Annotated in this window: 12 protein-coding genes and 1 tRNA gene; 7 read left to right on the plus strand and 6 right to left on the minus strand. The window is 73.4% G+C overall.

Annotation, left to right across the window (positions count from 1 at the left end; translation table 11 throughout):
• Window positions 1–97: 97 nt before the first annotated feature.
• Complete coding sequence (locus tag JFN87_RS12805; RefSeq protein ID WP_209340136.1) at window positions 98–1,285, plus strand: MalY/PatB family protein; 1,188 nt, start codon at window positions 98–100, stop codon at window positions 1,283–1,285.
• 86 nt (window positions 1,286–1,371) lie between these two features.
• Here JFN87_RS12805 and JFN87_RS12810 read toward each other — a convergent pair whose 3' ends face one another.
• The 3 genes from JFN87_RS12810 to JFN87_RS34325 all read right to left on the minus strand — a co-directional run bounded on the left by JFN87_RS12810 (window position 1,372) and on the right by JFN87_RS34325 (window position 4,038).
• A complete protein-coding gene (locus JFN87_RS12810; protein WP_209340137.1) occupies window positions 1,372–1,596 on the minus strand; it encodes an FmdB family zinc ribbon protein in 225 nt (74 codons plus the stop codon).
• 145 nt (window positions 1,597–1,741) lie between these two features.
• A complete protein-coding gene (locus JFN87_RS12815) occupies window positions 1,742–3,139 on the minus strand; it encodes a hypothetical protein (protein ID WP_245179366.1) in 1,398 nt (465 codons plus the stop codon).
• A gap of 122 nt (window positions 3,140–3,261) precedes the next feature.
• The gene (locus tag JFN87_RS34325; protein WP_209340138.1) at window positions 3,262–4,038 is read right to left on the minus strand and encodes a DUF4097 family beta strand repeat-containing protein; all 777 of its coding nucleotides are present in this window, start codon (window positions 4,036–4,038) and stop codon (window positions 3,262–3,264) included.
• A 190-nt stretch (window positions 4,039–4,228) separates the two neighbouring features.
• Between JFN87_RS34325 and JFN87_RS12825 the strand changes: the two genes are divergently transcribed.
• The 6 genes from JFN87_RS12825 (at window position 4,229) to JFN87_RS12850 (ending at window position 7,752) form a co-directional block, all read left to right on the plus strand.
• Window positions 4,229–4,300: transfer RNA gene (locus JFN87_RS12825), tRNA-Val, on the plus strand.
• Window positions 4,301–4,563: 263 nt separating this feature from the next.
• The gene (locus JFN87_RS12830) at window positions 4,564–5,172 is read left to right on the plus strand and encodes a GntR family transcriptional regulator (RefSeq protein ID WP_209340150.1); all 609 of its coding nucleotides are present in this window, start codon (window positions 4,564–4,566) and stop codon (window positions 5,170–5,172) included.
• A 52-nt stretch (window positions 5,173–5,224) separates the two neighbouring features.
• The gene (locus JFN87_RS12835; RefSeq protein WP_209340139.1) at window positions 5,225–5,845 is read left to right on the plus strand and encodes an Rv1352/Rv1906c domain-containing protein; all 621 of its coding nucleotides are present in this window, start codon (window positions 5,225–5,227) and stop codon (window positions 5,843–5,845) included.
• 336 nt (window positions 5,846–6,181) lie between these two features.
• Window positions 6,182–6,919: a hypothetical protein gene (locus JFN87_RS12840; RefSeq protein WP_209340140.1), complete on the plus strand. Its 738-nt coding sequence runs from the start codon at window positions 6,182–6,184 to the stop codon at window positions 6,917–6,919.
• 76 nt (window positions 6,920–6,995) lie between these two features.
• Complete coding sequence (locus JFN87_RS12845) at window positions 6,996–7,496, plus strand: GNAT family N-acetyltransferase (protein ID WP_209340141.1); 501 nt, start codon at window positions 6,996–6,998, stop codon at window positions 7,494–7,496.
• Between the two features lie 43 nt (window positions 7,497–7,539).
• Window positions 7,540–7,752, plus strand: a complete 213-nt coding sequence (locus JFN87_RS12850) for a hypothetical protein (protein ID WP_209340142.1) — start codon at window positions 7,540–7,542, stop codon at window positions 7,750–7,752.
• Between the two features lie 69 nt (window positions 7,753–7,821).
• On the opposite strand, the gene JFN87_RS12855 is transcribed toward JFN87_RS12850, so the two are convergent.
• The 3 genes from JFN87_RS12855 to JFN87_RS12865 form a co-directional block, all read right to left on the minus strand.
• The gene (locus JFN87_RS12855; RefSeq protein ID WP_030910251.1) at window positions 7,822–8,472 is read right to left on the minus strand and encodes an HAD family hydrolase; all 651 of its coding nucleotides are present in this window, start codon (window positions 8,470–8,472) and stop codon (window positions 7,822–7,824) included.
• Between the two features lie 72 nt (window positions 8,473–8,544).
• Entirely contained in the window at window positions 8,545–9,615 is a 1,071-nt protein-coding gene (locus tag JFN87_RS12860) for a glycoside hydrolase family 25 protein (RefSeq protein ID WP_209340143.1), read from the minus strand.
• A 287-nt stretch (window positions 9,616–9,902) separates the two neighbouring features.
• On the minus strand, window positions 9,903–11,044 hold a 1,142-nt coding region (locus tag JFN87_RS12865), incomplete at its 5' end, for a glycoside hydrolase family 3 C-terminal domain-containing protein (protein WP_209340144.1).

The raw sequence follows: 11,044 nt of genomic DNA on the forward strand, positions 1-11,044 counted from the left end.
GTGCGGCGCATCTCCCTGCCGGAAACCGGCGGGTGAACCGCCGCTGCGCGTCGATGCCCGGACGAACCATCTCGGGCACGCAGTAAGGGAGTCGCCCATGCCCCGCACACCGAGCACATCACCCAGCACCTCACCCTTCGACGCCGTCGACCTCGACGTGCTCCGCAGCAGGCACCACACCAAGTGGCTCGGCGTGCCAGACGACGTGCTGTCGCTGTCCGTCGCCGAGACCGACTTCGACCCCGCGCCGCCCGTCGCGGAAGCGCTCACCCGCGCGCTCGCCGTCGGCGACTTCGGCTACGCACCGCCCGACGCGCTCGAACTCCCCGCCGCCTTCGCCGCGTTCGCGGACCGGCACTGGGGCTGGCGGCCCGACCCCGACGCGTTCGTGCCGGTCTCCGAGGTCATGGTCGGCGTGGCGGAGGCGCTGCGCGTGCTGACCGCGCCGGGGGACCGCGTGATCGTCGAGACGCCCGCGTACGGCCCGTACTTCCGGGCCATGCGGGAGACGGGCCGCACGCTCGTCCCCGTCCCCCTGCTGCGCACCCCGAGCGGCGTGCGCAGGGACGTCGAGGGGCTGCGGCGTGCGTTCACCGACGGGGCCACCGCCATGCTGCTGTGCCACCCGCACAACCCGACGGGGCACCTCGCCGACCGCGCGGAACTCGCGGCGGTCGCCGCCGCGGCGGCGGAGCACGGCGCGGCCGTGATCGCGGACGAGATCTGGGCGCCCCTGGTCCTCGACGACCGTGCCTTCGTCCCGTACGCGACCGTGCCGCAGGGCGACGGCGCCAGGTCCGTCGTGCTGACGTCGGCGTCCAAGGCGTACAACGTGCCGGGCCTGAAGTGCGCCCTGATGCTGCCGGTCACCGACCGGGCGGCCGACGCGTTCCGCGGCCTGCCGGAGCTGCTCCCGTTCCGGATCTCGCTGCTCGGCGTCCTCGCCGGGCAGGCCGCCTTCGCGCAGGGCGACGCCTGGCTCGCCGGCCTGCGCGCGTACCTGCGCGCCAACCGCGACCTGCTGACGCGCCTCCTCGCGGAGCACGTACCGGACGTGGGAGGGCCGGGCGCGGGCTACGTACCGCCCGCCGCCACATACCTGTCCTGGCTCGACCTGCGGCCGCTGCTGCCGGACGGCGCCACGGCCGCCGCCCACGTGGCGCGGCGGGCGCGGGTACGGCTCGCGGACGGCGAGGAGTACGGGGCGCCCGGGTGGGCGCGGCTCAACTTCGCGACGAGCGCGACGCTGCTGGAGGAGGCGGTGCGGCGGCTGGGCACGCTCTGACGCGCGCCCGCACGCCTGCCGCGCCCGCACGCTCCGACGCGCGCCGGCACGCTGCTCTCTCCCCCCTCCCCTCCGCGCGCTACGGCTCAGCCGCAGCCGCAGGCACCGCCGCAGCAGCCACCGCCACCGCCGCCCCCGGCGGCGGGCGCGTCGCCGCCCTGCGCCGAGCCGCCGACGGACACGGTCGACAGCAGCTTGACGGTGTCGCCGTGCCCGGCGGGGCAGGGCGCGGGGGCGCCTGACTGGGCCATCGGGCGCCGGAGTTCGAACGTGGCGCCACAGGCGCGGCAGCGGTACTCGTAACGAGGCATGCCACGAGCGTATCCGGTGCGCCGCGCGTACGTGGGCCGCGCGTACGTGAGCCCGCGCCCACGTGGACCCGCGCGCCCACGTGGACCCGCGCCTACGTGGGCCGTGCCTACACGGGCGGCGCCTACGCCGGCCGCGCCCGGGAGCTCAGCGGCGCGGCGCCCGGTTGCCCGCGCGTTCCTCGCGGATCTCGTCGACCACGTGCGACGCCGTCGCGCGCACGGCCTCCATCTCCGTCAGGAAGTGCCAGTAGTCGGGGTGCCGCCCCTCAAGACCGGCCAGCGCGCGGTCCACGCGCCCGACCGCCTCGTCCAGCGGGCGGGCGTGCCGGGGGTCGGGCGTGGCGCGGCCCGCCATCGCGAGCCGCTGGGCGTCGCGGACGGCGAAGCGCGTGCGGTCGACCTCCTGCTGCGGGTCCTTCTGCACCGCGTTCAGCCGCTGGAGGCGGTCACCGGCGGCCGACACGGCCTCGTCAGTGTCGTTCAGCAGCGCGCGGACGGTGCTCAGCAGGGCCGTCGCGTCCGGCCAGCGCTGCTCCTCGCGGGCCTTCGCCGCCTCCTTGAGCTTGGTCTCGGCCTGCCGCACGCTCTCGCCGGCCTGCGCGGGCACCGGCTGCAGGTCCTGCCAGCACGCGGCGGAGAAACGGCGCCGCAGCTCGCTGAGCACCGGCTCGACCGACCCCGCGCGGTTGGCGAGCGCCTGGGCGCGCGTGCGCAGCGACACCAGGCGGCGATCGATCTCCTTCGCGCGCTCGGGCAGCCGGTCGGCCTCCGACCGTACGGCCTCGGCCTCGCGCAGCACGCGGTCGGCACGCTGCAGCGTCTCGCCGACGCCGTGCCTGCCCGCGCCCTCGTTGAGTCGCGTCAGCTCGGGCGAGAGCGCCGCGAGCCGCGCGGCCAGGTCGTCGGCCCGCAGACCGGAGCCACGCACCGTGTCGAGCGCGTTGCTCGCCGCGAGCAGCGCCTGCTTGGCCCGCTCGACGGCGGGCGCGAGGCGCGCGAGCTGCGTCTCGGCGCTGTCGAGCAGCGGGCCGAGCCCCCGCGCGAATGTGTCGAGCTCGCCCTTGACCCGGACCAGCTCGTCCTTCGCCTTCGTCAGCTCGTTGTGGGCGCGGGTCGCCGTGGCGACGTCGAGATCGTGGCGGTCGAGGTCGTGCGCGTCGACCGCCGTGATGTAGATGCCGCTGGCCTCGTCGATGCGGCGGCCGAGCGCGGCGAAGCCGTCGAGCGCCTTGCGTGCGCGCGGGGTGCTGTCGACGGCGCCGATGGTCTCGATGGAGAGCCGCAGGTCGCGCTGGGCGGTGTCCAGCTCGTAGAAGGCCTCGGCCGCCGCGTCCTTCGCTTCCTGCGCGGCGGCGCGCTGGTTCTCGCTGCCGCGCCCGCCGCCGAACCAGCGGCGCCCGCCACCGCCGCCACCGCTCGCGAAGGCGGCGGGCAGCGCCGCGACGAGGAGGGGTACGGGCAGGAGGACGGGCGCGAGCACGGCGGCCAGCAGCCGCGCGCCACGGCGCCCGGGCGCGGCGCGGCCCGCACCGGCCCCGCTCATCCTCGCTCCAGAGCCTCCGGAGTCCCCAGAGTGCGGACGCGCGTGTGTCACATGCCTCTCCCGTGCCGGTTTCGCCCTGCCGGTACATTGTCCCACCCGGCAGGGACGAACACACGGGTCGTTCAGTTGGCAGCGTGCACGGAAATCCCGCCGTTGTCCGCGTGCGCCTCCACCGTGTGCGTGCTGTAGCCGTCCCGCGGCACGCCGATGTCCGTGCTGCCGTTGCGCACGGTGGCGTCGACCGCGTACGCCGTGTGCCCGGCGGGCAGGTCGACCCGGATGCCCCCGTTCCGGCTGGTGACGTCGACACGGTCGGGCACGGCCGAGAACCCGAGGTGGATGCGCCCGTTGTCGGAGCTCGCCGTCACCTTCTTGCCGGTGATGCCGTACGCGGCGACGGAACCGTTGCGGGAGCGGAGCGTCACAGGACCCGAGCTGTCGCGCGCCTCCGCGCTCCCGTTGTCGGTGCGCACGGACAGGGGAGTGGCGAAGCCGGACGCCTCGACCTTGCCGTTCGTGCTCTCCACCGTGACGGCGACGCCGCGCGGCACGAGCACCGACTGCCGCGCCCCGCAGTCGGCGGCGAAGCCCGAGCACTTCACGTCGAGGGTCAGCGTGTGCCCGTCGAGGCGCCACGTCGCGTCGGGCCCGTGCCCGAGCACCACCCACCCGTGGACCTGCCGCTCCACGTGGACGCCCTTGACGTCCCCTGGCGCGACCCGCACGCCGGAGTCGCCGGCCTTGATGGTGAGCTTCGTGCCGGAGAAGGCGAAGGTGTGCTTCTGCACGGGCCCGCCGTCCCCGTCGTCGCCGCACCCGCTGACGGTCGCCGCGACGGCGACGGCCCCGCAGACGGCGAGTGCGGCGCGGATACGGCGGCGTGCGCGTGCGGTGGTCACGGTGATCGGTCCCCCTGGGATTCGGCCTGTGGTTCGGCGGCGTGCGGTACAGCCACGGTAGAAGCGCACGCGCACGGATCCGATCCGGCCGCCCACCGTCTACGGGGTAGGGCTAACCCCCGCCCACCCCCACCGCGCCACGGGTTTGCCGCCCGGGCCCGCGGGCCATGTACGCTGTTCCCTCACTGAGGGGCGCGTAGCTCAGGGGTAGAGCGCTGCCCTTACAAGGCAGATGTCGGCGGTTCGAAACCGTCCGCGCCCACCGCCGGACCAGCACGGTCCATGAGGAAAGCCCAGGTCGCAGGCGTAAGGGACCTGGGCTTTCGCATTTTCTGACACTCTGGCCGCACTCTCACCACACCTTGGCTACGGTCCAGCTACCGCAGCGCGTCCCCCAGATATCTCCTACGGCGGGACGGGCAACTCCCTGGTCAGGAGGCCAAAGAGCGGTGACCCCCTCTCTTACCGAGGGGGCGCCTTGTGAAGGAGAGCCCGTTCGAGCTCAGCTCCCCTGTGCCCGTGTACATGCAGCCGGCCGACGCGGTGCAGCAGCGGATCGAGGGCGGCGAGCTGAGTGTCGGCGCGCGGCTGCCCGGGGAGCGGGATCTGGCGCGCGAGTACCGGGTGGCGCTCGGGACCGCGGGGCGCGCGGTGCAGGAGCTGCGTGATCGCGACCTGGTGATGCCGACGCATCGGAGGGCGAGCGCGAGCAGGAGGTTTATCTCCGTGCTCGCCCACGCCGATGACCTTGACGACCTTGACGGCGATGTTGCGCTGGAACAGCTCGGCGAGCGTCATCGGCCCGGGGCGTTCGGCGACGGCGAGCTTGCCGGAGACCTTCTCCTCGAAGACCTTGACGCAGATGGGGTCGAGTGCGCCGTGCTGACGGTCGACGTTCTGCTTGTCGGTGGATACGCGGACGAGCCCGACCAGTGCCATGCGGCTTTTGGCGAACGGTTTCGGGCAAGCCGCTGCTCGAGGACCGCTCGACAACGCCGGTTCTGCTACCGACCGTTTGGTGAAGGGTCTGATCGTCAGCAGGAACAGCAACAGAGACTAGTGCCCTCCGCGTTGATCACCCCACCCCCACCTATCCGTCACGGTTTGGCCACGACCGGAGTCTGCTCCTCATGAACTGTCAGACCGGGGCGCTACGGTCATCTCTCCACAGACTTGGGGGGATTCCATGACTTGGGACAATCAGCAGCAGCCGACGCCCGACGAGCCGACGCAGTGGGGGCAGCAGCCTGAGCCGCAGCAGCCGAAGGACTACGGTCGGCGGCCCGGCTGGACCTTGAAGCGGTTCGTCATCCCGGGCGCCGCCGTCCTGTTCTTCGTCGGTGTCGCCATCGGCACGTCCGGCGGCGGCGACAGCGCGACGACGAAGACGGCTGCGGACGCGAAGCCCGCTCCGGTGCCGACAGCCACGACGACGGCAACCGAGACGGTCACGGACGCGCCAATGGCCAAGGCGAAGCCGGCGCCGACGGTCACGGTGACAGCCACCGCCACGAAGACGGTGACGAAGACGCGAACGAAGACGGTCGCGCCAAAGGCGGCGGCGACGATCCCCGGCGACGGGACGTTCGTCGTCGGTAGCGACATCAAGGCGGGCACGTACAAGACGTCCGGGCCGGCGGACTCGGGCTTCCCCTCCTGCTACTGGGCTCGTCTCAAGGGCACGTCCGGGGACTTCGGCGAAATTCTCGCGAATGGCAACCCGAGCGGGCAGACGACCGTCACCATCCGCAGCAGCGATAAGGCGTTTCAGACGACCGGCTGCTCCGAGTGGAAGAAGGTCGGCTGACCCCTGACGCACGAACAAGCCCCACCGCGCGCCGTATGGCGTCGCGGTGGGGGGCTTCGCTTCGTCAGGAGCCATTCTGTGGCGGATCGGCGGCAGGCGGTTCCGGCGGTGACGGCTCGGGCTGCTCAGGCGCGAGCCCGAGGTCGACCCATGATGGCCAGGTCGGCCGCCGCCGGGTCGATGACGAGCTGTGCGGGGCGCGGGGCGCGGGGCGAGCGGCATGAAGGCCGCCTCGTGTTGGCGGCGGCACGTATCCGTCATGGACATGCCGAATCGAGCTGCCCGGAGCGATCTCCGCAAGGTAGGAGTAGCGAACGGCTGTGCTATGAACAGGCCATGGCACTGAAGATCGAACGGACCGACGCACGCACCTGGCCCGACGAGCAGATGAAAGAGCTCTTCAGCGAGGGCTTTCCGGAGTTCATCACCGCGGACCGGCTCGTGAAGGACTACCTGGGCCGGGTGCGGGAGTACTTCGCCGATCTGAACCTCATGCTGGTCGACGAGAGCGGCGTGCCGGTGGCGTCCGGATGGGGCGTGCCCATTCGATGGGACGGCACGGCCGACGCCCTGCCCAGCGGGTACACGCAGTCGCTCGCGCGGGCCGTCGAGGGCCGGGAACAGGGCGTGGAGGCCGACACCCTGGTGGTGTGCGGCGCGATCGTCACCCCGTCGCTCAAGGGACGCGGGCTCGCGGGCGAGGTCATCACCGCCCTGTGCCGGGCCGCCGGGGAGGCCGGTCTCGCGCGGGTCGTCGCGCCGGTCCGGCCGACGACGAAGGCGCGGTACCCGTTGACTCCCATCGAGACGTTCATGGCGTGGAAGCGCGAGGACGGCATGTCCCTCGACCCGTGGATACGGACGCATCAGCGTCTCGGCGCCGAGATCCTGGCGGCGGCGCCCGTCTCGCAGACGATGACCGGCACGGTCGCCGAGTGGGAGCGGTGGAGCGGCATGGCGTTTCCCGCGTCGGGCGACTACGTGATCCCGGACGGCCTGAGCCTGCTCACCGTCGATCGGTCCGCCGACCAGGGCGTGTACCGCGAGCCCAACGTCTGGATGCGGCACCGGTGAGGAAGGCGCGGGCAGTACTGAGTGCCGGAGCGGAAATTCGGGTGGCCGCGGCGCCCCGTCCGGGTACGGTCGGACGATGCCCGAGCTGAGACGACTTCAAGCCGACGACGAGCCCGCGGTTCTGGCCTTCGAGCTCGCGAACCGCGCCTACTTCGCCGCCTCGATCACCGACCGCGGCGACGCGTACTTCGAGCAGTTCGCCGACCGGTTCAAGGCGTTGATGGCCGAGCAGGACGCCGGTGTCTGCGTCTTCCACGTGCTCCTCGACGAGGACGGCTCGGTGCTCGGCCGGTTCAACCTGTACGACCTCGAGGACGGAGTGGCCGCGCTCGGCTACCGGGTCGCGCAGCGCGTCGCCGGTCGCGGGGTGGCGACCGGGGCCGTCCGCGAGCTGTGCCGGCTGGCTGCGGCGCGCCACGGGCTGCACACACTGCGGGCGGCCGCCTCGCACGGCAACGTCGCGTCCCAGCGGGTGCTGCTCAAGGCCGGGTTCGTCCGGGTCGGCCCGGCCGATCCTTCGGAGCTCGGCGGCAAGCCCGGCAGCTGGTACCAGCGGGAGCTGGAGCCCCGGCCGTAGGGAGACAGCGGGGCACGGCCGCGGGTGTGGGAGGCTGGCCCGCATGGACACCGCCAAGCTGGAACTCGCCGCCAAGCGCTACAAGGAGGCCGTCGACGCCCTCGAAGCCGCCCGGGTCGATCTGCGGGCCGAGGCCGTCGCCGCACTCCAGCAGGGAGCTGCCCCCGCTGCCCCCGCAGACCAGGCGGAGGTCGCCCGCGTCACGGGCTTCAGCGGCGACGACGTGATGGCCCTCGCCGCGGAGGCCGCGGCCTGAGCCCAGCCTGGGCCCGGCCTGAGCGCGGCCTGAGCCCTCAGGCCGTCAGGCCGTCATGCCGTCAGGCCGTCAGGCCGCGACCGCGGTGACCGCCGCGACCAGCTGGGTGAGGCTGTCGACCGACCAGTCCGCCGCGTCCAGCACGGTCGGGTCGTCGGCCCAGAAGTGGCCCCAGGGCCCGCGCCTGAGGTGGGCCGTGTGCAGGCCCGCCGCCCGTGCGGGGAGGATGTCGTTCGCCGGATGGTCGCCCACGTAGACGATCTCGTCCTCCTCGGCCTCGGCCGCGCGCTGGACGCGGTGGAAGAATTCCGGGTCCGGCTTGGCGACGCCCCAGTCACCGGACGTGGCGACCAGGTCGGCGGGCAGGTCGAGGCCGCGCAGCAGTTCGCCCGCGCGTACGGTCTGGTTGCCCGCGACGACGACGCGCAGGCCGCGTGCCTGCAACTCGCCGAGCGCCGGGCGCACGTCCGGGTAGAGGTCGCTCTCGTCGAGGTGCTCGCCGCGTCCCGCCGCGTCCCGGGCCGCGTACGATGCGCCCACGTCGATCCCCGGGCTGATCAGCCGCAGCGCGTCCGCGTGGTCCCTGCCCTGGGCGACGACGGCGCCCACGAGTGCGGAGACGGTGTGCCGTGGGACCTGCAACCAGTCGGCCCATGAGGCCCAGTACCGGTCGTCTCGGACGAGCGTCTCGCCGATGTCGAGGACTACTGCGCGGATCATGACGGTCAATCTAGGGCAAACGGGGTGCCCGTGAGAGGCAGTACGGTCATGAGGCGTGTTTCTGTCGCTCTGTCAGCCCTTCCAGACCAGTGCCTTCACCACCGCGGCCGCCACCTTCAGCGGCGTCGGCTGGAAGGCCTTCACGCGGATGCGCATGCCGTGCCCCGCCGGGAGGTGGTTGGTGATCGGCACCGTCGCGTACGTGTTCCCCTCGGTCGCGATGATCTCCGCGATCGGATGGTCCAGCACGTACGCGCCCTTCGCGTCCACCTCCGACTGGCGCACCTGGATCTGCGCGCCCGCCGGCGCGCCTTCGAGCACGAGGCTGACCTCGCCCGTGAAGCGCGCCTTGCCGCGGACGAACACACTGCCGTCCTTCGCGTGGTCGCCGGTCTCGTCCGTCCACTCCTTGGTGAACTCGATGGCGTCCCAGTCCTGACCTGGGGCGATGGTGTAAGGCCTGGCCAGGGCGAGATTGACGTACTGGGGCATGTCGTCCTCCGGGGCGTCGGCGCCCGCGGCCCAGGCGCGCAGGGCGGTCGCGGACAGGTAGCACAGGGAGCGGTCGATGGGCGTGCTGGTGAACTGCCAGACCAGGGGCGAGCGCCCGGACGGCCGCGGCCGCGCCGCCGCCTCCGCTTTCGCGTACGAGACGGCCGTCGTGCCCCAGGTGTACGCCGGGTACCACAGCGGTACGTCCGCCGGCACGTGACCGGCGGCGAGGTCGGAGCCGGACGTGTAGACGCCCACCCGCTGCCCGGGGAAGGCCCTGCGCACGGCGGCGAGCCACTCCGTCGCGTACGCCTTGATCTGGGCGGCCGACCTGCCCGCGTAGTTGCGGCCGTCGGGGTAGCGCTCCAGGTCGAGCCAGTGGCAGAACCCCTTGCCCGCGTGCGGCTTGACGGCGGCGACGTAGTTGGCCGCCTCCTTCGCCGCCGACTGGCTGGGCCAGGCGAAGTGGTAGGCGCCGGGCACGAGACCCGCCCTCTTGATGCCGCCGATGTGCGTGGCGAAGCGGGCGTCGTGCGTGGTCTGGCCCTCGCTCGCCTTGGCGAACGCGAAGACGACGCCCTCGGCCTTGCGGGCGGCCCAGTCCTGGACGCCCTGGTAGGCGGATACGTCGACCCCTCGGCTGGTGGCCATGCGGTCTCCTCGGGGACCCGACTCGTTGACTACGTCATCCGTACGACTACGTCATCCGTACCAGGACATCCGTACCAGAAGCCGTAGCTCTCCCGCGCCCTGTTGCCCGGATCTACGCGAAGCCGACAACTCTTGTGCGGGTCGTGCGCGTTGCGCGTCCGGATGCGACCGGCGGCGGTACGGGCCCGACAGCGCCACCACGCCGCCCGGCCCGTACCGCCCGGCCCGTACCGCCCCCTACCCCGTACCGCCCCCTACCCCGTACCGCCCGGCACGCCCCCCCCGCGTCAGGCGGGGCCCGTCGGCGCGCCGACGGTGAACCGTGCGTGCAGCGCGCGCGTGTGGTCCACCTGCCGCACGGGCCCGTACAGCTCCGCGTCCGCGCTCAGCCGCACGTCCCCGCTCGACGCGCCGAGCCGCAGCCGCAGCGCGCCGGGCTCCACGATCCGCCGGCCGTCCAAGCCGGTGAACGACGCGAGATCCGCGGGCACGGTCACCCCTACCCTGGCCCGCTCGCCCGGCGCCAGCGTCACCCGCACGCACCCCACGAGCCGCTGGACGGGGCGCACGACGGAGGCGACCGGGTCGTGCAGGTACAGCTGGACCACCTCGGTGCCGCGGCGGCCCCCCGTGTTGCGGATCGTGAACGCCAGGCCGAGCTCGCCCCCGGTGGACGCGCGCGCCGTGGACACGCTCAGTTCCGACCACGTGAAGTCCGTGTACGTGAGGCCGTGGCCGAAGGGGAACGCGGGCGTCGGGTCGATGCTCGACACGGTGGAGCGCGCGGCGAGCGGCGCGGCCAGGTACGTGGACGGCTGGGCACCCGGCAGGCGCGGGACGCTCACCGGCAGCCGGCCCGACGGCGCGACGCGCCCGGACAGCACCCCCGCCAGCGCGCGGGTGCCCTCCTGGCCGGGGAAGAACGTCTGCACGATCGCGGCCGCCTCGTCCACCGCACGGCCGAGCGCGTAGGGACGTCCGGCGATCAGCGCGGCGACGACCGGCGTGCCCGAGTCCAGCAGGGCGTCGAGCAGCCGCTGCTGCACCCCGGGCAGCGCGAGGTCGGGCGCGTCGCACCCCTCGCCGCTCGTGCCGCGGCCGAACAGCCCTGCGCGGTCGCCGAGCGCCACGATCACGACGTCGGCGTCCCGCGCCGCGGCCACGGCGCCGGCGATCCCGTCCGTGTCCCGCGTGTCGATGCCGCATCCCTCGGCGGCGACGATCTCGCTGCCGGGGAACTCGGCCGCCAGCGCCTCGCGCAGGGTGGGCAGTTCGATGCCGAACGGCATGTCCGGGTGCTGCGTCCCGATGTGCACGGGGAACGAGTAGCAGCCGAGCACGGCGGTCGGGGACCCGGCCTGCGGGCCGACGACCGCGATGCGGCGCGGGGCCGCCCGGCACTCCGCCGGCGCGGGCGCGCCCTCGCGGG

The sequence above is a fragment of the Streptomyces montanisoli genome (assembly GCF_017813245.1).
GTDB lineage: Bacteria > Actinomycetota > Actinomycetes > Streptomycetales > Streptomycetaceae > Streptomyces > Streptomyces montanisoli.